23 protein-coding genes, 1 tRNA gene and 2 pseudogenes are annotated in these 23,801 nt (G+C 71.2%); 13 read left to right on the top strand and 13 right to left on the bottom strand.

What is annotated here, in order from left to right; genetic code table 11:
• Nucleotides 1–321 precede the first annotated feature (321 nt).
• The 3 genes from D1648_RS13745 to arsB are packed head-to-tail and all read right to left on the bottom strand — an operon-like array spanning nucleotide 322 to nucleotide 3,211.
• Nucleotides 322–1,641, bottom strand: a complete 1,320-nt coding sequence (locus D1648_RS13745; protein ID WP_122942808.1) for an FAD-dependent oxidoreductase — start codon at nucleotides 1,639–1,641, stop codon at nucleotides 322–324.
• 26 nt (nucleotides 1,642–1,667) lie between these two features.
• Nucleotides 1,668–2,096, bottom strand: a complete 429-nt coding sequence (locus tag D1648_RS13740; protein WP_122942806.1) for a low molecular weight phosphatase family protein — start codon at nucleotides 2,094–2,096, stop codon at nucleotides 1,668–1,670.
• A gap of 23 nt (nucleotides 2,097–2,119) precedes the next feature.
• Nucleotides 2,120–3,211, bottom strand: coding sequence for an ACR3 family arsenite efflux transporter (gene arsB / locus D1648_RS13735; protein WP_109275231.1), 1,092 nt, complete (start codon nucleotides 3,209–3,211; stop codon nucleotides 2,120–2,122).
• Nucleotides 3,212–3,292: 81 nt separating this feature from the next.
• On the opposite strand from arsB, the gene D1648_RS13730 reads away from it, so the two are divergent.
• The 8 genes and pseudogenes from D1648_RS13730 to D1648_RS13700 all read left to right on the top strand — a co-directional run bounded on the left by D1648_RS13730 (nucleotide 3,293) and on the right by D1648_RS13700 (nucleotide 9,379).
• The gene (locus D1648_RS13730) at nucleotides 3,293–3,658 is read left to right on the top strand and encodes a helix-turn-helix transcriptional regulator (RefSeq protein ID WP_122942803.1); all 366 of its coding nucleotides are present in this window, start codon (nucleotides 3,293–3,295) and stop codon (nucleotides 3,656–3,658) included.
• 26 nt (nucleotides 3,659–3,684) lie between these two features.
• A pseudogene (locus D1648_RS13725) lies at nucleotides 3,685–4,117 on the top strand (arsenate reductase ArsC).
• Between the two features lie 156 nt (nucleotides 4,118–4,273).
• A tRNA-OTHER gene (locus tag D1648_RS17935) sits at nucleotides 4,274–4,346 on the top strand.
• Nucleotides 4,347–4,462: 116 nt separating this feature from the next.
• Nucleotides 4,463–4,831: a DUF6176 family protein gene (locus D1648_RS13720; protein ID WP_122942801.1), complete on the top strand. Its 369-nt coding sequence runs from the start codon at nucleotides 4,463–4,465 to the stop codon at nucleotides 4,829–4,831.
• A 73-nt stretch (nucleotides 4,832–4,904) separates the two neighbouring features.
• Nucleotides 4,905–5,330: an HIT domain-containing protein gene (locus D1648_RS18525; RefSeq protein WP_122942799.1), complete on the top strand. Its 426-nt coding sequence runs from the start codon at nucleotides 4,905–4,907 to the stop codon at nucleotides 5,328–5,330.
• 431 nt (nucleotides 5,331–5,761) lie between these two features.
• Nucleotides 5,762–6,682: an aminoglycoside phosphotransferase family protein gene (locus D1648_RS13710; RefSeq protein WP_122942797.1), complete on the top strand. Its 921-nt coding sequence runs from the start codon at nucleotides 5,762–5,764 to the stop codon at nucleotides 6,680–6,682.
• 442 nt (nucleotides 6,683–7,124) lie between these two features.
• Complete coding sequence (locus tag D1648_RS13705; protein ID WP_122942795.1) at nucleotides 7,125–8,516, top strand: hypothetical protein; 1,392 nt, start codon at nucleotides 7,125–7,127, stop codon at nucleotides 8,514–8,516.
• A complete protein-coding gene (locus D1648_RS13700) occupies nucleotides 8,513–9,379 on the top strand; it encodes a thioesterase family protein (RefSeq protein WP_206424812.1) in 867 nt (288 codons plus the stop codon). The genes D1648_RS13705 and D1648_RS13700 overlap by 4 nt, the downstream gene beginning before the upstream one ends.
• 24 nt (nucleotides 9,380–9,403) lie before the next feature.
• On the opposite strand, the gene D1648_RS13695 is transcribed toward D1648_RS13700, so the two are convergent.
• Nucleotides 9,404–9,853 carry a hypothetical protein gene (locus D1648_RS13695; protein ID WP_122942792.1) on the bottom strand — a complete coding sequence of 150 codons (450 nt, stop codon included), beginning with the start codon at nucleotides 9,851–9,853 and terminating at the stop codon, nucleotides 9,404–9,406.
• Between the two features lie 111 nt (nucleotides 9,854–9,964).
• On the opposite strand from D1648_RS13695, the gene D1648_RS13690 reads away from it, so the two are divergent.
• From D1648_RS13690 to D1648_RS13680, 3 genes and pseudogenes are all read left to right on the top strand, one after another.
• Nucleotides 9,965–11,710 (top strand): FGGY family carbohydrate kinase, encoded by a 1,746-nt coding sequence (locus tag D1648_RS13690; protein WP_122942790.1) that lies wholly within the window; start codon nucleotides 9,965–9,967, stop codon nucleotides 11,708–11,710.
• Nucleotides 11,707–12,354, top strand: a complete 648-nt coding sequence (locus D1648_RS13685; RefSeq protein WP_122942788.1) for a GntR family transcriptional regulator — start codon at nucleotides 11,707–11,709, stop codon at nucleotides 12,352–12,354. The genes D1648_RS13690 and D1648_RS13685 overlap by 4 nt, the downstream gene beginning before the upstream one ends.
• A gap of 28 nt (nucleotides 12,355–12,382) precedes the next feature.
• Nucleotides 12,383–13,804 (top strand): annotated as a pseudogene (locus D1648_RS13680) (MFS transporter); the annotation flags it as partial.
• A gap of 149 nt (nucleotides 13,805–13,953) precedes the next feature.
• Here the strand turns inward: D1648_RS13680 and D1648_RS13675 are convergent.
• From D1648_RS13675 to D1648_RS18520, 8 genes are all read right to left on the bottom strand, one after another.
• Nucleotides 13,954–14,415 (bottom strand): VOC family protein, encoded by a 462-nt coding sequence (locus tag D1648_RS13675; RefSeq protein ID WP_122943343.1) that lies wholly within the window; start codon nucleotides 14,413–14,415, stop codon nucleotides 13,954–13,956.
• A gap of 120 nt (nucleotides 14,416–14,535) precedes the next feature.
• Nucleotides 14,536–14,952 (bottom strand): cupin domain-containing protein, encoded by a 417-nt coding sequence (locus D1648_RS13670; protein ID WP_122942786.1) that lies wholly within the window; start codon nucleotides 14,950–14,952, stop codon nucleotides 14,536–14,538.
• A gap of 208 nt (nucleotides 14,953–15,160) precedes the next feature.
• On the bottom strand, nucleotides 15,161–16,081 hold the full coding sequence (locus D1648_RS13665; RefSeq protein WP_122942784.1) for a hypothetical protein: 921 nt from the start codon (nucleotides 16,079–16,081) through the stop codon (nucleotides 15,161–15,163).
• Between the two features lie 48 nt (nucleotides 16,082–16,129).
• A complete protein-coding gene (locus D1648_RS13660; protein ID WP_122942782.1) occupies nucleotides 16,130–16,660 on the bottom strand; it encodes a hypothetical protein in 531 nt (176 codons plus the stop codon).
• A gap of 357 nt (nucleotides 16,661–17,017) precedes the next feature.
• Nucleotides 17,018–17,914: a carbohydrate ABC transporter permease gene (locus D1648_RS13655; RefSeq protein ID WP_122942780.1), complete on the bottom strand. Its 897-nt coding sequence runs from the start codon at nucleotides 17,912–17,914 to the stop codon at nucleotides 17,018–17,020.
• Nucleotides 17,911–18,855 (bottom strand): carbohydrate ABC transporter permease, encoded by a 945-nt coding sequence (locus D1648_RS13650; RefSeq protein WP_122942778.1) that lies wholly within the window; start codon nucleotides 18,853–18,855, stop codon nucleotides 17,911–17,913. Before D1648_RS13650 ends, D1648_RS13655 begins: the two co-directional genes overlap by 4 nt.
• Nucleotides 18,856–18,890: 35 nt before the next feature.
• Nucleotides 18,891–19,748 (bottom strand): ABC transporter substrate-binding protein, encoded by an 858-nt coding sequence (locus tag D1648_RS13645; RefSeq protein ID WP_370239796.1) that lies wholly within the window; start codon nucleotides 19,746–19,748, stop codon nucleotides 18,891–18,893.
• A 12-nt stretch (nucleotides 19,749–19,760) separates the two neighbouring features.
• The gene (locus D1648_RS18520) at nucleotides 19,761–20,045 is read right to left on the bottom strand and encodes a hypothetical protein (protein ID WP_370239795.1); all 285 of its coding nucleotides are present in this window, start codon (nucleotides 20,043–20,045) and stop codon (nucleotides 19,761–19,763) included.
• A 246-nt stretch (nucleotides 20,046–20,291) separates the two neighbouring features.
• Here D1648_RS18520 and D1648_RS13640 point away from each other — a divergent pair, with 246 nt between their 5' ends.
• Nucleotides 20,292–21,581: an ROK family protein gene (locus tag D1648_RS13640; protein ID WP_164518721.1), complete on the top strand. Its 1,290-nt coding sequence runs from the start codon at nucleotides 20,292–20,294 to the stop codon at nucleotides 21,579–21,581.
• Nucleotides 21,578–22,678: a Gfo/Idh/MocA family protein gene (locus D1648_RS13635; protein WP_122942776.1), complete on the top strand. Its 1,101-nt coding sequence runs from the start codon at nucleotides 21,578–21,580 to the stop codon at nucleotides 22,676–22,678. The genes D1648_RS13640 and D1648_RS13635 overlap by 4 nt, the downstream gene beginning before the upstream one ends.
• Before the next feature lie 91 nt (nucleotides 22,679–22,769).
• Here the strand turns inward: D1648_RS13635 and D1648_RS13630 are convergent, their stop codons facing one another.
• Nucleotides 22,770–23,726, bottom strand: coding sequence for a glycine betaine ABC transporter substrate-binding protein (locus tag D1648_RS13630; protein WP_122942774.1), 957 nt, complete (start codon nucleotides 23,724–23,726; stop codon nucleotides 22,770–22,772).
• Nucleotides 23,727–23,801 lie beyond the last annotated feature (75 nt).

Raw genomic sequence — 23,801 nt, 5'->3', positions numbered from 1 at the left:
TTTCGGCGACACCATCGTGTCCTGCGGAGTGGTTTGACAGCAACGTGGTAGCGATCCCGGCTCGCTTGACGGGGGAGCACGCCTGCCGGCCGCGTTCGCGGGACGAGAGCGATATCCGCGATGAGAGTCTTGCGGGAACGGCAGTCCGGGGTCGGGGCTGATTCCACCGCACGGCAATCTTCGGGATCGAATTTTCTCTGTGGGGCATCGGTCAGTTGCTCTACGGCGAAGTTTGGGCGCGCGCTCGGAATCTGGTTACCTGTTGGGTTTTTGCAGACCGCAAGCAATCGCGCTGGGTTGTGGTCCGGTGCAGCACGATTCCTAGCTGGGTGCGGACGCTCCGCAGACGTCGGTGGCCTTCGTGGGCGCATCGCAGCTGCCGCCGAGGTCGGTGGTGCACACGCCGGTCTCGGGCAGTTCGAGGTGGACCGCGTCTGCTGCGTCGCGGTCGCCGGCGAGAGACGCTGCGATGGAGCGGACCTGCTCATAGCCGGTCGCCATGAGGAACGTGGGGGCGCGTCCGTAGCTCTTCATGCCGACGATGTAGAAGTTCTTCTCGGGGTGGGCGAGGACTCTCTCCCCGTGAGGCTCGACAGAGCCGCAGGAGTGGAACTCAGGGTCGATGAGCGGTCCCAGTTGGGCGGGGGCCTCGACCGCCGGGTCCAGGTTCAGCCTGAGCTCGGAGAGCATCCTCAGTTCAGGACGGAACCCGGTCGCAGGCACCAGCACGTCCACAGTGACCTCGCGCTCTCCGTCCGGGGTCACCGCGTGAACGGTAAGCGCGTCCTCGCCGGAGAAGCGGGTGATGGTGAAGGAGGTGAGGACCTTGATGCGTCCGGAGTCGACCAGCTCGCGCAACTGGGAGCCGAGCGCTCCTCGGGCCGAGAGCTCGTCCTGTTCACCGCCGCCGTAGACGCGAGTGAGGTCCGCGGTGCGGACGGCCCAGGTGATCACGGTGGTCGAACCCAGTTCTGCGAGGTTTAGCAGGGTGTTCGCGGCCGAGTGGCCAGCGCCGGTGACCATCACGCGCTTGCCGGCGACACGATCGCGATCACGACCCAGCACATCCGGCAGTGGCGGGGTGATGCGGCCCGCAGCGACGGCCTGTCGTTCACCGGGGGCGAGGAGACCGGCCTGGCCCAGCGGGTTAGGGGTGGACCAGGTGCCGGAGGCATCGATGACGGCGGAGGCTAGGACGTCTTCGCTGTGTCCGTCAGCGGTCTCGGTCCGGATGAGGAAGGGGGTCTCCTCCCGGCGTGCGGTACGCGTCCTGTCCATGCCGGCTCGGGAGACGGCGGTGACGCGTGCGTCGTAGCGGATCGACTCGGCGAGCTGCGAAAGCTGGGCGAGGGGTTCAAGGTACTGCTCGCGCAATTCGTGGCCGGTTGGCAGGGCGTCCACGTCGGGAGCGGTCCAGCCGTCGGCCTCGAGGAGACGCCGCGCGGCGGCATCGAGGTTGTACTGCCACGGGGAGAAGAGGCGTGTGTGCCCCCAGTCGGCGATCGCTGCTCCTGCTGCGGTCCCGGCCTCGAGGACGAGGAACGGCAGGCCACGCTCGGAGAGGTGGGCGGCGGCCGACAGGCCGATGGGGCCAGCGCCGATGACGACGACGGGATGCGAGCTCGTTGCGGTTGTCAGCATGATGGGTCTCCTTGCTGCGGGTGCGGTCAGTTCGCGGTAGGGGTGAGGTCGTTCATGAGTGCGCGGACGTGGGCGTCGATGTCGTCCCGCACCAGGCGCATACGCTCCATCCCTTCGATGCCCCGCTGGGAGGGCTCATCGGTGTGCCAGGTGGTGACCGGCGCGGTCATTCCCTCGACGGGTTCGATGACGGCTTCGCCGCCGATGACGATCACGTGGTCGACGCTGCGCAGCAGCTCGGGGGTCACCGGCTGCGGGACGGCGGAGGACATGTCCGCGCCGACCTCGGCGATCGCCTCAGCGGACTCGGCATTGATGGCGGTGCCGGGGCGGGTGCCGGCGGAGTGCACCTCGACGGCATCTCCGGCGTGGTGGCGCATGAGGGCGGCCGCCATCTGGGACTTGCCGCCGTTCTTCACGCACACGAACAGGACTGCGGGGCGTTTTGCGGTCATGGTGACTCGAACTCTCTGCTGGTTCATCGGGTGGGAACGGTTGGGTCGCCTGGGAAGAGCCGGCGGCCCATCGCGAGAGCGACGTAGACGAGGGCGACGAGGACCGGGACCTCGATCAGGGGGCCCACGACGCCGGCGAGGGCTTGGCCGGAGGTGACGCCGAAGGTGCCGATGGCGACGGCGATGGCGAGCTCGAAGTTGTTGCCTGAGGCGGTGAACGCGACGGTCGTGGACTTCGCGTAGTCGAGGCCGATCGCGCGGCCGAGCAGGAAGGACCCCAGGAACATGACCACGAAGTAGACCAGCAGGGGCAGGGCGATGCGGGCCACGTCGCCTGGGGCGGAGAGGATCGCGTCGCCCTGGAGGGCGAACAGCAGCACGATGGTGAACAGCAGCCCGTACAGCGCCCACGGGCCGACCTTCGGGAGGAACCGCTCCTCGTACCAGGTCCGGCCCTTCGCCCGCTCCCCGAGGACGCGGGTCAGGAACCCGGCGACCAGAGGGATCCCGAGGAAGATCAGCACGCTGAGGACGATCGCGCCGATCGAGAACTCGGCCGACGTGGTCGGCAGTCCCAGCCACGACGGCAGCGCCTGGAGGTATAACCAGCCCAGGGCACCGAAGGCGATCACCTGGAAGACGGAGTTGATCGCGACCAGCACGGCGGCAGCTTCGCGGTCACCGCAGGCGAGGTCGTTCCAGATGAGCACCATCGCGATGCAGCGCGCGAGACCGACGATGATCAAGCCGGTCCGGTACTCCGGCAGGTCGGCAAGGAAGATCCACGCGAGGCCGAACATGAGGGCCGGTCCGACGAGCCAGTTCAGCACCAGCGAGGTCACCAGCAGGCGTCGGTCAGCTCCGATTCTCCGGGTCTCGTCGTAGCGGACCTTCGCCAGGACCGGGTACATCATCACCAACAGCCCGATCGCGATGGGGAGGGACACAGACCCGATCTTCACCGCCTCCAGCGCGGTGTTCAGGCCGGGGACGAACCGCCCCAGCAGGAGTCCCACGGCCATGGCGGCCAGGATCCATACCGGGAGCCAGCGATCGAGGAAGGACATCTCCTTCATCACGCGCGGTTGCTCCACATCCTTGGTGGTCGTACTCATCAGGGCTATGTACCTTCCATCGACGGTTATCGATGAGTACGCTATGTTCCACATCGATGACTGTCAATGTAAGGTGAGGGCATGACCACGACGACCGACGCCACAGCCACAGGATTCGCGGCGAGGACCGGCTCTGAGGAGTGCTGCTCGCTGTCAGCAGGGCCGGTCGACACCGTCGACGCCGAACGGATCGCCACCCTGCTCAAGGCGCTGTCCGACCCCACGCGGCTCCGGCTCCTCTCCCACGTCGCCGCTCAGGGTTGCGAGTCGGTCTGCGCATGCGATCTCACCGAGCCGCTCGGCATCAGTCAGCCCACCGTCAGCCACCACATGAAGAAGCTCGTCGACGCCGGCCTGCTCACGCGCGAGCAGAAGGGCCGCTGGGCCCACTACTCCGTCGTCCCGTCAGCCTTCGCCGAACTCCGCGCGTTCCTCGACATCGCCTGAACCTCACCCCCGGTCGGGAGGCTCCCATGACCGCTCGCCCCAGCGTCTTGCTCGTCTGTGTCCACAACGCCGGTCGATCCCAGATGGCAGCCGGGTGGCTGCGGGAGCTCGCCGGAGACCGCATCGAGGTCCGCTCCGCCGGGTCAGCGCCCGCCGACTCGATCAACCCCGCAGCGGTGGAGGCCATGGCCGGAGGTCGGCATCGACATCTCCCACCAGAACCCGAAGATCCTCACCCCCGAATCCGTCCAGGCCTCCGACGTGGTCATCACCATGGGATGCGGCGACGCTTGCCCCTACCACCTCGGCAAGCGGTACGAGGACTGGAAACTCGAGGACCCAGCCGGCAAGGGCGTCGCGGAAGTCCCCCCGGTGCGCGACGAGATCCGCACCCGCATCGAGGAGCTCATCGGCAGCTTGCTGTCCCGCGAGCCACTCGACATTCCAGTCCAAGGTTGAGGAAAGCCGAGCGCACGTGTGACTAGGGCTTCTGGAGACACCATCCCCAAGGAACAGATGCCGACTCGTCTCGAACACCTCTTGACAGCAACGCTGACAGCAACGCGATGGTGTCCGTCGCGCTTCGGGTAGCAGTACGAGCCCTCTGACCTGCTTGTGCACGCTCTGCGGCCGATGCTCTGGCGGACTTTTAATCCGCGGGTCGAGGGTTCGATCCCCTCCGGGCCCACCGTGACCAGACGTCCGTGGTCCTGCCCCCGCATCCGAACTCGCTGATGACAGCCACTGGACCGCAGCGCGCCGTTGGCGGCACGGACTCTCGGCCGCTGATGGCACCATGGTGGCATGAGGATCGAGCTGACGAGGTTCCGCGTGCGCGAGGGCAAGGCTGAGCGGGTCGATGAGTGGATGCAGATGCTCAACGATCACCCAGACGCTCTGCGAGAGACGCTGGAACCGGAGCACATGTACGTAGAGACGATCTTCTCCGAGTCGATCGATGGAGTCGACTATCTCTACTGGTACAGCGTGCAGGGCGAGGAAGGCTGTGCTGACGTGACGGAATCCAGCCACTGGCTGGACGAGAAGCACGTGGAGTTCTGGCGGGAGTGCATCGACGATAGCTACCCGCCTCAGGACCTCACGAGTCGGGTCTTCACGCTCCCCGAGCGAGTCGCGGCCGCCATGAGGCCGAGATCTGCAGGCGTGCTGTAGAGGACCATTGGTCGCGCAGGGCTTCTTCGCGTGGAAGCCTCCCTCTCCGTGAGCTGCCTGAGAGGGCTGGGCCATGACACCGACATCGTGCGTGTTCTGCGGCCTCCTTGCGGGGCACGGCGAGGCGAGCTGGGTGGCAAGGCGGGACGGGGCTTTGGCGCTTCTTCCCCTGGCCGAGGGGCGGCTGTCTCCTGCCCGCACGGTCGTCCTGCCCAACGCGCACGCCGCGGGTTTCCACGATTCTTCTGCCGAGTCGTTGCAGGCAGTCGTTCTGCTCGCTCAGGAAGTGGCCCGCGCCATGGAGAAGTGCATTGGCGCGAGGGGCGTGAACATCTTGAGCGCCAGCGGGCCCGACTCGGATCAGTCCGTGCCGCACCTCCACCTGCATGTCATTCCGCGTAGGAAGGGCGATGGCCTCGACACCTGGCCATCGACCGTCACGAGCCACCCTCTCGAAGATGCGTGGCACAGCGCGGTCCGCGCAGCGATGACCTCGTAAGAACGTCTCGGACCATCCGTTCCGGGCGCTGTTTGTGAATCGGCCATCGAGTTCTCGTCAGGTCCGGGGAAGCCCCGTCCGTGCGCGGTGTTCCCTTCGCAAGCGTCGTTGCGTCCGTGGCCAGCGGGGTACAGCACCTCAGGCAACGGGATCGCCGAGATCCGCGTGACCACGAGCGCCAGGAAGAAGGGGATCGTGAGCAGAGTGGCCGGGAGGCGCAGCATCTCGTCGTCCTTCCAGCGACGAGCCATCGCGCTGAGGCAGAGTCTGCGCCGGATGACGTGGACGACGATCGCCAGTGCGATCACCGCAGCGGCGAGCGCGAGCTGCAAGTGGGGAATCACCTCTGCTGTCTGCCAGCAGCCCCTTTCCAGCCCGGCTATCCGGATCGTCATCCGAGCTGCCCCGCGATCGCCTGCCATGATGAGCCGATGACACCCCTGCTGCAGGTCCCTGGCACCTTCCGCCGGCGTCTGCTCCACCAGGACCGCTCGACGGCCTCGTGGCTCGACGCCGCACCGGAGCACGCCGCGCGGATGCTCGGCCGCTGGGAGCTCACGGCCGACGGGGAGGCGATGTACGGCGGCACCAGCATCGTCCTGCCCGTGCGCACGGCCGACGGGGACCCGGCCGCGCTGAAGCTCGTCTCCCCGCTCGCCGAGCCCGCCCTCGAGATCTCCGCGCTCTCGGCCCTCGCCGGTCACGGCGTCGTGGACCTGCTGCGTGCGGACCGCGAGGAACGGGCGCTGCTGCTGGAGCGCCTGCCGGGCCCGTCCCTGATAGAGCATCCCGACCCGCTCGCGGCGGCGCGGATCGCGGGCGCAGTCGCGGCCCGGATCGCGACCGTCCCCGCCCCACCGGACGCGCCGCGCCTCGCGGAGACCTCCCGGGCCTGGGCCGAGGCGTTCCAGGCGCAGCACGCCCGCGCCGTCGCCGACGGGCTGCCGATCCCGGCCGGGGCGGGGGAGCGGGCCGCAGAGGTCATCGACGACCTCGCCGCCGACACCTCCCGCACCCTCACCCACGGCGACCTGAGCTTCGAGAACGTGCTGCGCTGCGGCGACGGGCGATGGGTCGCGATCGACCCCGGCCACCTGTGCGGTCCCGTCGAGAACGAGGCCCACACCGTCGTGCGCAGCGTGCTGCCCGCCATGCTCGAGGCGTCCCGTCCGCGCGAGGCGCTGCGCGAGGTGGTCGCGGCGTTCTGCGAGGCCGCCGGCGCAGACGCGGACCGGGCCGAGGAGATCTCCTTCGCCCGCGCCGTCGCCTCCTGGTTCTGGGAGGCACAGCACACCGGCCGCACCGACGACATCGAGCGCCTGCGCCGTCTCGTCGAGATCACCGTAGAGTAGACGAGCACGGCGCCGCGGGTGCGTCGCGCCCGCGAGGACCCGGCGAAGGCCAGCACGCCTTCTGCGACGGCGCCTTCTGAGCCGTCCCCCTCACCGGATAGGCTCGCGAGCGGGGGAGCGCATCAGCGCTCGCAGAGCCGGGCACGTGAGAGGGACATGCATGTCGGAGTCGAACCAGCCCATCGGCGACCAGGGGAACGGTCGCAGCGACGCGGTCCCGGGGGCCGGCAGCGCGTACGGATACGGCATCACGCCGCCCGGCGCCGCGCCGGCGCCCGAGCCCGCAGCCACGCCTGGACCCGCGCCGGCGCCCGGGTCCGCTGCTGAGCACGCAGTGCCGTCGGGCTCCGATCCTGCGGGGACTCCCGGGCCTGCGGCGTGGGGGCCTGCGGCACGGGGGCCCTCCGCGCCGTCCGCCCCGGCAGCTCCCGCGCCGGAGGCGGTGGGAGCAGACAACGCCCCCGCCGCTGCGCAGCCCCCGTCCGCAGCGCAGGTCGGTGCCACGCTGCGCAAGGTCGGGATCGGCACCCCGGTGCCGACCCTCGTCATCGGCGCTCTGGCCTATGTCGTCGCGCTCGGCGCGGCGCTGGTCGTGATCGCCTCGGCCATCCTCTCCGTGCTCACCCTCGACCCCGGCGGCACCCCGGACCCGACCGGCGGCGCAGCCGCCCCGTCGGCCGACGACGCGGGATTCGAGGGGCTCATCGGCCTGCTCGGCATCCCGTTCCAGCTGGTCGCCCTCGCCTGCTTCGGCTCCTATGACGCCGAGCTCGGCATGGGCTTCTTCGGCACCATGACCCTCAGCTGGCGCGGGCTGCCGCTGCTGATCACCGTCGCCATGACGGCCGTGGCCTTCCTCGCCGCCCGCTCCGCCCAGCGGCGCTGGAGCTCGAACGGGCCGCTCGGCGCCGCGGTGTGGTCCGGTCTCTCGGGCTTCGGCGTCGCCCTGTTCGCCGTGCTCGCCACGCGCCTGACCGCCTTCTCGATCGAGGACGACTCGATCGGGCTGACCCTGTCGATGCACTCCGCCGGGTCCGACATGTTCTTCGGCACCTGGGCGCTGATCACGCTGCCGCTGCTGCTGGGCCACCTCGCCGGTATGCGCAAGCCCGCCTGGTGGCCGCTGGTCGCCGACCTCGCCGCCGCTCCCCGGCTCGCCCTCGTCCACGCCCTGGTGTTCGCGCTGCCGGTCGGGATCCTCGCCCTCGCGGGCGGAGCCATCGCGCAGATCGCCGACGGGGAGGGGCAGTCCGTGCTCGGCATGCTGCTGTCCCTGCCGATCTGGGGGCTCACGGCCCTCGGCCTCCTGCCGGGGCTCGGAATGCTGGTCGTGCCCGTGCGCGCCTCCGCCCGCGGGGACGTGGAGAGCCTCGGGCTGGACCGCACCCAGGGCTACCTGTGGTTCTTCGACCTGCCCTGGTACGTGTGGGTGCCGATGGTGCTGATCGCCCTGCTGGTCCCGCTGCTGATGGCCCTGCTGTGGCACCGGGACCGGGAGATCCCCGGGAACGCGATCGCACAGGTCACCTCCTGGGCGGCGCTGCCGCTGGCCTACACCGCCTGCTCGCTCGTGCTGCTCGCCCTGGTGCCTGTGACCGCGAGCGCCGAGATGGGGATGCTCGGATACGTCGGCGTCTCGCTCTCCCTCGCGCTGTGGATGCCGGTCGTCGCCTTCGTCATCGGCCTGGCCGTCGAGGTGCTCGCCCGCTTCGGCGCGCCCTTCGCGGACCGCTTCGTGCCCGGCGTCCTCGTCAACTGGTTCCGCCGCTCGGCCCGGGCACGGCGGGCCGACGGGACAGCGACGGCGCAGACGCGCACAAGGAGCGACGCATGACGGACCAGGACGCGATGGAGCAGACCACGGTGATGCACACCGGCGCCGACGGGACCGACCCTGCGGCCTACTTCGGCCCCGTCGGCCCCGACGCCTACCTGCCCACCGAGCACGTGGGCGGCGCATGGAGCGACGACGAGCTGCACATCAGCCCCGTCGGCGCCCTGCTCGTCCACCACCTCGAGCGGTGGCGGGCCGAGCACGCCGACCCGGACAAGCTGATCGGCCGGATCTCGATCGACATCCTCGGCCGGCTGCGCCGCGGCGAGATCTCGCTCAGCACGGAGATGCTCCGCCCCGGCCGCACCATCGAGCTGATGGAGACCACCGTCGACATCGCCGGCCGCACCACGCTGCGGGCCCGCACCTGGGCGATGTCCGCGGGGGAGACCGCGCAGGTCGCCGGCGGCGAGCACCCGCCGCTGCCCGGACCGGAGGGCCTTCCCGAGCGGGACATGGCCGAGGTCTGGACCGGCGGGTTCATCCATTCCCTCAGCCTGCGCGACGCCGAGCCGCCCCGCCCCGGCCGCGCCCGCTCCTGGCTGCGTGCCGACCATCCGCTCGTGGCGGGGGAGGAGGCGGGCCGGCTCGCGAGCTTCCTCATCCCCGTCGACGCCGCCAACGGCATCGCGGTGCGCGAGCATCCCCGTCAGTGGATGTTCCCGAACCTCGACCTCACCGTGCACCTGTTCCGGCAGCCGGCGGGAGGCTGGCTGGGTCTGGACACGACCGTCTCCTTCGGCCCCGCCGGGCAGGGCCTGACCAGCTCCGTGCTCCACGACGAGCAGGGGCCGCTCGGCTCCGTGCAGCAGACGCTCACCGTGCGTCCGCTGCCTCCGCCCGCCTGTTCGAGCTGTCCCTGATCACGCAGGCCGAGCCGGGACGGGTCAGCGGCCTGGGTCCGCGTGTCCGTCCGCGTCGGGATCGGCCTCGGGCTCGGCCGTGCGCAGCACGGTCAGGGCGATATCGCGCGGGACCCGCTTGCCGAAGGCGTGCACGTCGGCCGCCACGACCCCGCGATGCTCCGCGATCACGTCGCGCACCCGGTGCTCGAGCTCGTCGAGCGTCGGGGCGTGCACGGACAGCGGCGGGTCCAGCACCACGCCGACTTGCACCGGGCCCTCCGCGTAGTAGGTGAACAGCGCCCACTGCGATGCCGGCCCGAACAGCCCCTCGCGCGCGGGCTCCGGCAGCACGCCGAGCGCCGTGAACAGCGCCGACGACTCCGCGGCGCGGGCACGGGCGTCCCGTCGCGAGCCGGCGTCCGGATCCGTGAGCGCTCCTCCGGCGGCGCGGAGCGCGAGCGTCGCGCGGCGGTCCTCGTCCTCGTCGACCATGATGCTTCGATGCCTCCCAGGATGCGGTGGTCTCCAGTATCCCCGACCCGCGCGCTCCCGCCCAGCCCTGCGAGGGCTGCCGCCGACCGCAGCCCGCCTACCCTGAGAGCCATGCCGTTCCTGCTCTGCCTCGACCTGGGCACCTCCGCCGCGAAAGCCGCCCTCCTCGACCTCCACGGCACGGTCCGGGCCCGGGCCGATGCCGCCTACCCGACCCGTCGCGCGGCCGACGGGACCGCCGAGCAGGACCCCGCCGACTGGGAACGCGCCGCACACCGGGTGCTCCGGGAGCTGCTCGCGGAGGTGGCGACGGGGGAGGTGCTCGCACTCGCGCTGACCGGGCAGATGCAGGACCTCGTGCCCGTTCCGGCGCGGCGCGCTCCGGTGCGGAGCGGGACGGCGCAGAGCCGCGAGCGTCCCGCGGTGCTCTACTCCGACACGCGAGCCGCCGCCGAGGCGGAGGAGCTGCACCGTGCGCTCTGCGCGACCGGGACCGGCTGGGAGGAGGTGACCGGCAACCGGCAGGACGCGACCAGCTGCGCCGCGATGCACCTGCGCCTGCAGCGCATCGATCCCGCGCGTCTCGCGGATCTGGAAGGACTGGTGTTCGGTCCCGCCGGGTACCTGGTCGCGCGGATGGGGCTGGGCCTGTGGTGCGATCCGACGACCGCCTCCGCCACCGGGCTGCTCGATGCCCGCACCCGGGACTGGTCCCCTGCCGTCGCACGGGCCGCAGGGATCGCCCCGGGGCTGCTGCCGGCGCTGACCCGAACGGCCGGGCAGGTGGTCGGGCGCACGGGGAAGAGAGCGGCCGCCCAGCTGGACCTGCCCGAGGGGATCCCGGTCGTGCTGGCGCCGGGCGACGCAGGAGCCACCACCTGCGGGATCGTCGGCCTCGCGCCGGGGGACAGCTATGCCTACCTCGGCACCAGCGGCTGGCTGGCCATGGTGCAGCCCTCCGCGCCCGCCGGCCCCGTGACCGGGAGCTCGCACCACCTCGCCCTCGGCGGTCCGACGGCGACGGTGCGGCCCCGGGAGGAGAGGTCGAGGGCGGCGCAGCGGTGGACGACGACCGCCGTCACGGGGACGAGCACGAGTCGGACCGCCGGCGAGGGGGCCGTGCTGCGGATCTCCGCCCTGCTCGCGGCGGGCGCCGCCGCGGACTGGGCTCGCACAGCCTTCCTGGGCGGTGTCGGCACGGACCAGGCCGATGCGCAGCTCATGGCCCGCGAGCGCGAGCTCGGACGGGCGCCGACCGGCCTGCTCGCCCTGCCGTCGATCCTGGGGGAGCGGTTCCCCGTGCGCGACGCGGAGCTGCGCGGCGCGGTGCTCGGGATGGGGCCGCGGACGCGCGGGATCGACCTCTACGCCGCGGTGCTCGAGGGCGTCGCGCACGGACTGGCCCACGGACTCGAGGAGCCGGGGTCGGAGCACGCCGCGGGCGGTGACCGCGCCCGGACCGCAGTGCCGGGCCAGGAGCCCGTCCCGCTCCCGGTGGCCGGAGGCGGGGCGGCCTCCGCGCCGTGGCTGCGGATCCTCGCCGACGTCACCGGGCGCCCCGTCCGCACCGTCGACGGAGCCGATGCCGCGCTGCTGGGATGCGCTCTCGTCGCCGCGGACGCCCTCGGCCTCGAGCATTTGCTGCGACCGCTGGGGGAGCGGACGGCGGCCGGGACGACAGCGCCGGACCCGTCGGCCGCCGCCGCGCATGCTGCGCTCCGCCCGGCGCACCGCGCTCTCTACGACGCGGTCGCGCAGATGCAGGCGGCGGCTCGAGGGACAGGCTCGGTACCCTGGTCGGACGTGCGCCGCGACAGGTCGGCGCGATCCGACGGGGCAGGAGCGGGACCTCGATGAGCCAGGGGCAGTCGTCGCCGAGCTCGGCCGAGCGTGCCTACGACGCGCTGCGTGCCCGGATCCTCGACGGCGAGGTGCCGCCCGGCACGATGCTCGGGGAGTCCGGGCTCGCCGCCGAGCTCGGCATGAGCCGCACCCCGGTGCGTGCCGCGCTGTCCCGCCTGCAGGACGAGGGGTGGATCGCCATCTACCCCAGGCGAGGTGCTCTCGTGCGCGGACTGGGACAGCGGGCCGTCGGCGAGCTGGCGGAGGCGCGAGTGCTGCTGGAGACATCGGGGGAGAGGGCCGCCACCGCTGCGGCTCGGGTCGAGATCGTGCCCCGCCTCGAGGAGCTGATCGCCACCCACCGCCGCGCGCTCGCGGCGGGTGACCTTCCCCTGCTGGTGCGAACGCTGCAGTCCTTCCACCGCTGCTTCGTCGAGGCCGGTGGCAATCGCGTGCTGCTCGAGCTCTACGGCCGTCTTGCCGACAGGCACCGCTTCGCTCTCTCGAGCGCCGGTGCCTCCCTCTTCGATCGCGGTGAGGAGGCGATCTCCGAGCACGTCCTGCTCCTGGAGTGCTTCCGCGACGGTGATTCCGCGGGCTTCGAGCGCACCCTGCGCGCACACGTCTCGGAGCACGGGGCACCGTACGAGGCCGACTGAGCGCCGTCCCGGTCGTCCGGGGGCCGGGATGGCGGAATCTCTCTCCGCGCATCTAGGATACAAGTTGTGTCCGAGCGAGGTGGTGCCCGAAGCGCCACGAGGGAGGAGCGGTGCGATGACCGCGACCAGCACGACAGCCACGGCAGGGCCCGGCGGTCCGGCGCCTGCCGGGATCGCCGCCGATCCGATGCAGAGGCGCACCCTCGTCGTGCTGGTGGTCGCGCAGATCCTCGGCACGATCGGGCTCGGTGTCGCGCCGTCGATCGGCATCCTGCTCGCGGGCGAGGTCACCGACAGCGAGGCCTGGGCCGGCCTCGCCCGCACCTCCTCCACCCTCGGCGCCGCGGTGCTCGGGGTCCCGCTGGGCTCCCTCGCCGCCCGTCGCGGCCGTCGCATCGCGTTGACCACCGGCTGGTGGACGGCGGCCGCCGGCGCCGGGCTCCTGGTCGCGGCGGCCCAGTGGCAGCTCGTGGGGCCCCTGTTCCTCGGCCTGCTGATGACCGGGGCGGGGACCGCCGCCGCCCTCCAGGCCCGATTCACCGCGACCGACCTCGCGACTCCCGGCACCCGTGCCCGTTCTCTCTCCCTCGTCGTATGGATGGGCGCGATCGGCAACGTGCTCGGGCCGAACCTCGGCGTGCCCGGTGAAGCGCTGGGTACGGTGACAGGGCTGTCCACGTACGCGGCCGCCTTCCTCATCGCCGCCGTCGGCTCCGCGTTCGCCGGCACGGTGATCCTGGTGCTGCTGCGTCCGGATCCGCTCCATGTCCTCGCCCGGCGCCAGGCCGATGTGCTCCCCTCGGAGGACTCCGCTCCCGCGGACGGGCCGGCTCTCGCGTCGGCGGTCGGGGCCGCGCTCCCGGCGACTCCGCGCCCCGGCGCCGTCGTGCGCCTGCGCCGCGTGGCCGGTGCGCTGCAGGGCAACCGGCGTGCGCGCACCGCCCTCATCGCGCTGCTGACGTCCCAGGTCGTCATGGTCTCGCTGATGACCATGACTCCGGTGCATCTCGAGCACCAGGGTGACTCGCTGACCATCATCGGGCTGACCATCAGCCTCCACGTGGCCGGCATGTACGGGCTCTCCCCCGTGGTCGGATATCTCGTGGATCGTCTCGGTCCTCGCGCCGTCGTGGGGCTCGGGATCGTCCTGTTCGCCATGTCGCTCGGTCTCGCGATCGGTGCCTCCGGCTCGACGGTGGGGATCGTGGCCTCCCTGATCCTGCTGGGACTCGGCTGGTCCTTCATGAACGTCGCGGGGGCGGCGATGTTCAGCACCGTCGTCGAGGACCGCTCGCGCGCCTCCGCCCAGGGCGGAGCCGATGCCCTGTCGAACCTCTTCGGGGCGAGCGCCGCCTTCGTCGCCGGGCCGCTGATGGCCGTGACCAGTTTCGCGGCACTCGGCGTCGCAGCGGCAGTGGTGATGATCCCGGTCGTGCTGCTGGTGCTGCGACCGGGCGCCTGGAGCGCCCCTCCGCTCTCCTCGAGCCCGCCGATGTCCGGGAGGGCGCCGGACGCTCGTGACGGCCCACGGCCCACGGCCCACGGCCCACGGCCCACGGCCCACGGCCCACGGTGCTCCCGTGACCGTCGGTGCCCAGCTCAGTCGAGGCAGAACTCGTTGCCCTCCGGGTCGGTCATCACGATGAACCCGCCGCTCATCGGCGGCTCCGGCTCATGGCGTCGTATGCGAGCGGCGCCGAGGGCGACCAGGCGCTCGCACTCGGCCTCGAGCGCCGCCATCCGTGCCTCGCCCTCGAGCCCGGGAGCTGCACGGACGTCGAGATGGACACGGTTCTTGGCGGTCTTGTCCTCGGGGACACGCTGGAAGAACAGCCGCGGCCCGTCGCCGTCGGGGTCCTCGAGCGCGGAGACGCCGTTGCGCTCGGAGGCCGGCACCCCGATCCGGTCGAGGAAGCCCTCCCAGGCCTCGTGGGGATCCGCACCCGTCGCATGGTCGAATCCCGGTGGGCCGGGATGCACGTAGCCGAGCACCTCCTTCCAGAACAGAGAGAGGCGATGCGGGTCGTGGGTGTCGAAGGTGATCTGGATCGTGGCGCTCATGGTGACTCCGTCGTCGTGGTGGGCTGTGCTCTTCGATCCTGCCGACTTCGGAGGACAGCCTCTGTCCTCGAAGCGGTGCCGGCGTGGTCCTGTATCCGAGGGGCCGACGGCGGCGAGGGGTCAGGCCTGCTGCGCGGCCTCGACCGCACGGGCGAACTCCTCGTCGGTGACGGGGTCGAGCCAGGTGACGGTCTCGTCGTCCTCGTCCGCCTCCTGCGCGGCGATGTGCGCCATCCGGGTCCCCGCCATCGCACCGTGCCAATGCTCCTCCTGAGGCGGGATCCAGACGGTGCGTCCGGGCTCGAGGGTCAGCACCTCCCCGGCGCGCGTCACGACGAGCCCCACGCCCGCCGTGCCGTGGAGGGTCTGACCCCGCGGGTGGGTGTGCCAGGAGGTGCGCGCACCGGGCGCGAAGTGCACATGGGCCATCGCCAGGCGTGACCCCTCGAGCGGCCCGCGCAGCGACTCCACGAGCACGGAGCCGGTGAAGGCGTCGGCCGGCCCCGGGGCGGACGGGGGAACAGGGAACTTCTGCATCGATGCCTCCTCGACGGACGGTGCGGCTCCTCCTATGAGATACCCCCGGAGCGGGCGCGGCAAGAGGTCGCAGCAGATGGGGATCGAGGAATCCACTGTCCCTCCACAAAGAATGCTTCCAAGAATCGTGGCGGGGAATCGATGTGGAGGAAAGGTCGCGGCACGTACCGCCGGTGTCGTGCCGCGTGGTGAGTGGCAAAGCCCCAGCTCACAAGGGTGGGGATGGGTGGCGGTCGGCAGGGTGCAGGGCGTCCGCACGGCCGTGGGTCGAGACCGCGGGCGGCTGCATCCACAATTTCCGCCGCCCCTTCCGGATGCTCGGGGCGCGCGGGAGCATGGAGCCATGTCCACGACGATCTCCCCGCAGCCCGCTCCGGAGCGCCCCGCTCCCGAGGCGGCTCTGGCTGCGCTGCACCGGGGAGGCCCCTCCGCGCTCGCCGAGATGCTCGGGGACGTCGACCACCTGCTGACCTCCGTGGCCGTCGATCCGCAGGAGATGTTCCAGGTGGGGACCCGGCCACGGCAGGAGATCAAGAACCTCCTCGACATGGTCCACGGCATGCTCAGCTCCCTCGCCGCGCTCGAAGCACGCACCCTCGTCGCCTTCGCCGAAGCCCATCGCCGAGATCGGGTCGACGCAGCCCGCGACGACATCGCGCACGAGGATGACTTCCTCCCGCCGCTCGAGCAGCTCATCCGCCAGGCCGATCGGCGCGCCTCGGCGGACATCACCCTGTCGACCCACCGTTCCCCCTCCACCGCGAGCTCGAGCCTCGCCGCCGCCCGTCGCCTCGTCGGCTCGATGCCGCGCATGCTCAGCGCCCTCGGCCGCGGCACGATCACCCCCGGCATCGCCTATGCCGCGGCCACCACGTCCGCACCGCTCACGGATCAGCAGCGGCGAGACGTGGACGAGGTCCTCTACGAGCGGCTGCCCGAGATGGAGGGCGCCGGGGTCAAGGCGTGGCGGGGAGCGGTCGCGGCGGTCGTCAGCGAGCTCGACCCCGAAGGTGCTGCGCACCGCCATCGCCTCGCGCGCACGACCCGCCACGTCACGCTGACCCCCGGAGAGCACGGGATGGCGACGCTCAGCGCCCATCTCCCCGCCCTCGACGCGAAGCGCGTCCACAAGCGCCTCTCCCTCGAGGCGGAGCGCCGCCGAGCCGAGGGCGAGCGATCAGGGCACGGTGCGATCATGGCCGACGCCATGGTGGGAACCCTGCTCGGCCGCGACAGCGGGATGGAGCTCGAGACCCTCGATGTGGGCGTGGTCATCACGGACCGTGCACTGCTCTCGCCCGAGCACGGCGATCCCGCACACATCGAGGGCTACGGTCCCGTCCCCGCCGAGGCTCTGCGTGAGGAGCTGCGCCAGGCGCTCGCCGAGCCGGAGGGCCCGGACCAGGACCGCTTCGGTGCGGACGGGCCACAGATCAGAGCAGTCCTGCGCACGCTGTTCACGCACCCCACCGCCGGGGAGGTCGTCGCCGTCGAGTCGACGGCGCGAGAGTTCCCACCCGCGTTGAAGCGGTTCCTGCTCCTGCGCGACGGAGGATGCCGCGCCCCGTACTGCAATGCCGCCGTGCGCCAGTGCGACCACATCACCCCGCACAGCATGGGCGGTGCGACCAGCCTCGACAACGGGCAGGGTCTGTGCGGGCGCGACAACCTCGGCAAGGAGGACGCATACGCACGCGTCGAGCGCCACCGCGGGCAAGGGGACCGCGCCGCCGCCGACGGCGCATGGCCCGACCGCTCAGCCGTGGAGGAGCGCCCGGATGAAGGACACCAGGTCGCCTGGACCGGCCACAGCGGGGACAGCGTCGTGCGCCGAGGCCAGCGCCTCGGACCTGTCGCCGCTCCCGACAGCCCGGGGCAGGAGAGCAGCGGCACTGCCGACACGGACGCCTGCGCCACGACCCCGACGGGCGCCGTGCAGTCCCTGACCTGTACGGTCCCGCCCGAGCCCGAGCCCGAGCCCGAGCCCGAGCCCGAGCCCGAGCGACCGGCGGCTCCGCCGACGATCAGCGCGACTCGCGCCGCAGCCAGACCGTGGCCGCGCCGATCACTTGACGGCGCCCTGGGTCAGGCCGGAGATCACCCACTTCTGGGTGAGCACGTACACGACAACGGCCGGCGCCATCGCCATCAGGTACGAGGCGAAGGCGATGTTGTAGTTGTTGCTGAACTGGGTCTGGAACATCTGCTGCAGCACGGGCAGGGTCTGCAGCTCGGGATTCGTGGTGATCAGGCTCGGCATCATGAAGTCGTTCCACGATCCCAGGAACGCGAAGATGCCCACCGTCGCCGACATCGGCGCCAGCAGCGGGAAGATCAGTCGGACGAACACCTGCCAGGTCGACGCGCCGTCCACTCGCATCGACTCCTCCAGGGAGAGCGGGATCGAGCGGAGGAAGGCGGTGAACAGCAGCGTGTTGAACGCGAGCGCGAAGACGATGTGCAGGATCGCTACGCCGATCGGGTTGTCGAGCCCGACGATGCCGGTGAGCTTCACCTGCGGCAGCGCCACCACCGGGAACGGGATGAACATCGCCGCCAGCAGGTAGAAGAAGGACCAGCGGAACAGGCGCCGGTCCCAGTTGCGCACGATCGCGAAGGCGGCGAGAGCGGAGATGACGATCTCCCCGATCACGGACACGGCGGTGATGAAGGCGGAGATCGCCAGCCCCCGTGGGAAGTTCGTCAGCTGCCATGCCTCGGCGAATCCCTCGAGGGAGAACGGTGCCGGCGGCGTGAACGCGGAGCCGTCGACCGCCTGCGCGGTGGTCTTCAGCGACATGTTGATCGTCACCAGCAGCGGCACCAGCACCGCGAGCGAGCACACGATCAGGGCCACGGTCAGCGGCCAGTTGGGCCGGTCGGTGCCGATGCCGGTGCGGCGTCGGCGCGGGGCCTCGCCCGCGAGGTCGGGGCGGGGGACGGTCGGCTGGATGGTGCTCATGCTCCGAAGCTCGCTTTCCCGGCGGTGAGCCGCAGCTGGATCCCGGCGAGGATCACGGTGATCACGAAGAAGACGGCCGCATTGGCCATCTGGTAGCCGTAGTCGCCGCCGCCGAAGCCCTTGAAGATCGACATGGCGATCGAGGTGGTGGCGGTGCCGGGTCCGCCGTCGGTGAGGCCGACGATGACGTCGTAGGCGTTGAGGAAGCCCTTGAAGCCCAGGATCGTGTTGATGAGGATGAAGCCCGAGACCATCGGCAGGGTGATCCGCATCAGACGCTGTCGGCCGGAGGCGCCGTCGATCGCGGCGGCCTCGTAGAGCTCCGCCGGGATCGTCACGAGGCCCGCGATGTAGATCAGCATCGCGCCCGGGATCGCGGACCAGGCGGTGACGATCACGACGGCGATCCAGGCGAGGTTCTCGTCGGCGAGGATCGACTCGGACAGCACGCCGAGGCCGAGCGTCTGCCCGAGGGCGGGCAGCGAGTTGGCGAACAGGAACTTGAACACGAAGGCGATGATGATCCCCGAGATCACCATCGGGATCACGAAGATCGTGCGCAGCGCCGTCTGGAAGCGGATCCGCGCGGTGAGCGCCACGGCGAGGGCGAAGGCGATCGCGTTGACCACGATCACCGTGACCAGGGCGAAGCCGAGGGTGAAGAGATAGGCGTGGAGGATGTTCGGGTCCTGGAACAGCGCGATGTAGTTGCGCAGTCCGATGAACTCGAAGTCCCCGAAGCCCACCGAGTTGGTGAAGCTGTAGAAGAAGCCGATCACGGCGGGCAGGGTGATCGCGAGGGTGAAGATCGCGAGCGCGGGGAAGAGGAACAGGTAGTAGATCGGATCCACCCGGTGGCGCGTGGTCCGGGCGGGGGAGGGCGAGGAGGTCGCGGCGCGATCCTCCTCGATCCTGGGAACGGATGATGTCTGCACTGACATGGTGACGTCCTCGGGGTCGACGGCGGGGGAGGCGCTCAGGCGCGGTAGGCGAGACGGGCGAAGTCGGAGTCGAGCTGGGCCAGCACCGGCTCCGGATCGGCGCCCAGCACGATCGACTGCACGTAGTTCCCGAACGGGATCGTGGGCGGCACGAACTGGGAGGGGCCCATGTAGAAGCGGCCCTCGTCGTAGTACGGCTGCATCTCGGAGATCCGCGGGTCGGTCACCTCGGGGGCGTCGTCCGTGGTGGAGAAGGCGAGGGCCATCTCGTTGTAGGGGAACTGGATCTCGGGGAGCATCAGGTGCTGCAGGAGCTCGCGCGCCCCCTCCTTCTGATCGGCCTGCTCCGGGATCCACAGCGAGAGGTCGATGTTCACGCGGATCCTCAGGTCCGCGGGATCGTCGGTCACCGGCAGCGGGAACGAGCCGAGCTCGATGTCCGTCCCCGCCTTCTCGATCTCGACCAGCGCCCACGGCCCCTGGAGGTACATGGCCGCCTCGCCGTTCGCCATCGCGGTGTTGCCGTCCCCGTAGGAGCGCGCCGAGGCGTCCTCGTTGAAGTACGGCAGCAGCTCGAGCATCTGCTGCACCGGCTCGGCGAGCGTGCGCTGGAAGGAGACCTCCGAATCGGGACCCACGTCCTCGCCGATCGCGTTCAGCTGGTCGAAGAAGTCCCGCACGTCGATCCGGCCGCCGACCACGTAGTCGAAGATCCCCTGGGTGACCGTCCAGATCTCGGGGAAGGTGCCGTAGATCGGGGTGACGTCGGCGCCCTCCAGCGTCTCGCAGACGGCGAGGAGCTCGTCCCAGGTCGTCGGGACCTCGAGGTCGTTGTCGGCGAAGATCCGCTTGTTGTAGATCACCGAGGCGGCCGCGACGGAGAAGGGGATCACGCTGGTGCGTCCTTAATATCCCGGGTACCACTCAGCCAGTTCCAGGACGTCGTCCCGGATGCGTCCGGCCTCGGGGAGATCCGCGAGGTCGGAGAGCGCGCCGCGCTCCATGAACCTCGCCATGTCCAGGTTGTAGTTCTGCAGCGCGATGTCGGGCGGCGAGGCTCGGACGAACCCGGCCTGCAGGTTCGTGGCCATGTCGTGCACGTAGGTGTAGTCCGACTGCGCGCTGTTGAACTCGCCGATCAGCTCACGGAAGTGGGGGACCACCTCGCGTTTGGACTGGTAGAAGGTCACTCTCGGCCGCGCGGAGCCGCCGCAGCCGGTGAGCCTCCGACGGCGAGTGCGCCGGCGGCACCGGCGGTGAGCAGGGAACGACGGGACGGTCGACCGACCGCTGGGGTCCTGGATGACAACTCTGTCTCCTCGACGGCATCGCAACGACTGGATGGCGAACCAATAGATTCAGTTGCTAGATTTAATGCGTGGAGAAAGTATGGGTCCCGTCACAGCCGACGTCAAGGACCCTCTGAGGAGGCGGGCATGGCGGCATCGATGAGCGAGCTGCGCCGGCAGAACAGCCGCGCGCTGCTGCGCCACGCCCTCGAGGCCGAGCACTTCACCGCCGCCGAGGCGATGGCTGCGACCGGCCTGACCAGGGCGACCGTGCTGGGGCTCTGCGATGAGCTGACCGTCTCCGGCTGGCTCGAGGAGATCGACGACAGCCGCGCGGCGGGGCTCTCCCGGCGCGGCCGTCCCGCCCGTCGGCACCGACTGTGCGAACGCGCGGGGATCCTCGTCGGCGTCGACGCCGGGCGCAGCGGCTTCACCGCAGTGGCCGCCGATCTCCGCGGCACGGTCCTCGCCTCCGCGCGTCGCGATCTCGCCGGCCGGCAGGCGGACCGAGCCCTGCGCGTGCGGACGGTGCAGGAGCTCGTCGCCGAGGTGCTCGCGCCGATGCACCTCGACGGTCCGCCTCTGCTCACCGTCATCGGCATCCCCGCCCCGGTCGACGAGCACGGCGTCTCCCCGGTGGGCGTGAGCGACTTCTGGCACCTGATGAACGCCGACTTCCCCGAGCACCTCGAGGGCCGCGTCAGCGTGGAGAACGACGCGAACCTCACCGCGCTCGCCGAGCACGCCCTCCACCGCAGCGAGAACATGGCAGCCCTCCTGGTGGGGGAGAGGATCGGCGCGGGGCTCGTCGTCGACGGCCGCCTGCTGCACGGCGCCCGCGGCGGTGCCGGTGAGATGCGGTTCCTGGACGCCGTGCTGCAGGACGACGCGGGCGCCGAGGGCGTCGGCGCGCTGGCCCGCCGCTGGGCGCTCGAGGCGCTCGAGCGCGGAGCGGACTCGCCCGCGCTCGCCGACGTCGACCCCGCTCGGCTGAGCGCTGTGGACGTCTTCGCCGCCGCGGAGGACGACGACCCGCTCGCCCGCGAGATCCTCGATCGGCTCGGCGAGCGCGTGGCCCGCATCGCCGCGACCCTCGTGAGCCTCCTCGGCATCGAGCGGGTCGTCGTCGCCGGTGCCGTCGCGGAGTCGATGACGCCGGTCCTCGAGCGCGCCCGTGCGACCCTCCCCGAGATCGCACGGGCTCCGTTCCCCGACATCGTCGCCAGCACCCTCGGCCGTGACGTCGTGGTGCACGGCGCGATCCAGCTCGCCCTGGATCGGCTGCGACGCGACCCCCTGGAGCTCCTCGAGCCGTCCCCGGGGCGGCGAGAGGCGGAGGCCGAGGCGACGGCGGCGCCGTCGTCGCAACCGGCCCCACCGCACGACCCGACCGCACGACCCCGAAGAGAACACCACCGAGAAGAGGAACCCGCATGACCTCAGCAGCACCCGAGGACGCCCCTCGCCGCCTCCGCGCCGGAGTGATCGGCCTGGGCTGGGCCGGCCAGCAGCACGTCGCCGCCTACGCCGAGGACCCCACCGTCGACCTCGTCGCGCTCTCCGCGATGGAGGAGCACCTCCTGGCGGAGTTCGGCGAGCGCCACCAGGTGCCCGGCCGGTACCAGGACTGGAAGGAGATGCTCGCCGAGGCCGAGCTCGACGTCGTCTCGATCGCCACCCCGACCTTCCTCCACGCCACCATGGCGATCGCCGCCCTCGAGGCCGGCGTGCACGTCATGACCGAGAAGCCGATGGCCCAGACCGGTGAGGCCGCCGCCACCATGGTCGAGGCCGCCCGACGGGCCGGTCGCGTGCTCGAGGTGTCCTTCAACCACCGCCAGCGCGGTGACGTCGCGGCGCTGAAGTCCGTCATCGACACCGGCGTGCTCGGCCCGGTCTACTACGCCAAGACCGGCTGGATCCGTCGCCAGGGCATCCCCGGGATGGGCACCTGGTTCACCAAGGCGGCCAGCTCCGGCGGCGGCGCGATGATGGACATCGGCATCCACATGCTCGACATGACCCTCCACCTGCTCGGCGAGCCCGAGGTCACTGCCGCCTCCGCCTCGACCCACGCCGAGTTCGGCCCCCGCGGCCGCGGAGGGTCGGGCTTCGGCATCTCCCAGGTCGAGAGCGGCGCGCCCTTCGAGGTCGAGGACCTCGCCACCGCCTTCCTGCGTCTGGAGGGCGGGGCCACGATGCTGCTGGAGTCCAGCTGGGCCCAGTGGATCCCCGAGGACCTCTGCTACGTCACCCTCTACGGGGCCGATGGCGGGGCGACCATCGAATGGGGCGGCGGCCCCGGCAACCACCGGATCACCGTGTGGACCGAGGTCGCGGGGATCCCGGCCGAGCTCAGCCCGGAGGTCGGGGAGGACGGCCGGCACGCGGCCGCCGTCGCCCAGTTCCTCCAGAAGGTCCGCTCCGGGGATGTCGCCGCGCACGACGGCTCCCTCGCCCTGCGCCGCGCGCGGGTCCTCGACGCCTGCTACGCCTCGGCGCGGGCAGGGGCGGAGGTGCAGATCGAGGGCTGACCGGTGCCCGACAGCGCAGCGCCCCCGGCACCGCATGGTGCCGGGGGCGCTGCGCAGGGGGCGTCCGCTCAGGGACGCCGACGGGGCCGGGTCACTCGCCCTCGACGGGCGGGAGGACGTCGGGGTTCTCCTCGAGCCAGGCCTCGACCGCCTCGGCCTCCTTGCCCTCGCCGAACTCGTTGACGACCTTGTCCTCGAGGGAGCCGAACTGCTCGTCGGTCAGCTTCGCACCGGCGATCCACTCGGCGGCGTCGGGGAAGTCCTCCTTGAAGCCGCTGCGGCCCAGGTGGTGCAGCGCCTCGGCCTCGCCGAAGTTCCCCTCCGGGTCCTCGAGCGCCTTCATGTCGTAGGCCGGCATCGCCCAGAACGGGGTCCACAGCGTGACGACGATGTCCTCCTCCGCCTTGATCGCGTTCTCGAGCTCCGTGATCATCGCGGCGGTGGAGGAGGTGACCAGCTCGTAGTCGTCGAGCCCGTAGCCGGGGATCACCTTGTCCTGGGTCGCCTCGGTGATGCCGGCGCCGGGCTCGATGCCGACGATCCGGCCGCCGAAGCGGTCGGCCTGCCCCGCGAGGTCCTCGATCGAGTTGATGTCGTCGATGTACGGGGGGACGGCGAGGTTCAGCACCGCGCCCTCGTAGTAGGCGACGATGTCCTCGATGTCGTCGCCGTACTCCTCCATGTAGGAGGCGTGGGTGACCTCGGGCCAGGCCGAGGGGTACATGTCCACATCGCCCTGGGCGAGGCCCGCGTAGAGCACGCCGGCCTCGGTGATCTGCTCGTGCTCGACGGTGTAGCCCATTGCGGTCAGGCGGTTGTCCAGCAGGTATGCGGTGGACAGTCCGTCGGTCCAGGAGGGGATGTAGCCGAGCGTGATGGTGTCCCCGCCGCCGGAGCCGCCGCCGTCGGAGCCGCCGTCGCCGCCGCTGCAGGCGGCGAGGCCGAGGCCCATCAGGCCGGCGCCGCCGAGCAGGGCGGAGCGGCGGGTGAGCGGCCGGCGCGCCGCGGAGCGGCTGCCGGAGGTGAAGGGGTCTCGTCGGGTCCTCATGATCAGAATTCCTTTCGTGGGGCGTTCTTCGGAGGGGTCTCGGGGTCGCGATCGGGGCGTCCCGATCGGACCGTC

It is taken from the genome of Brachybacterium sp. EE-P12, assembly GCF_003711805.1.
GTDB lineage: Bacteria > Actinomycetota > Actinomycetes > Actinomycetales > Dermabacteraceae > Brachybacterium.
This window is presented reverse-complemented; position numbering and strand designations above follow the sequence as displayed.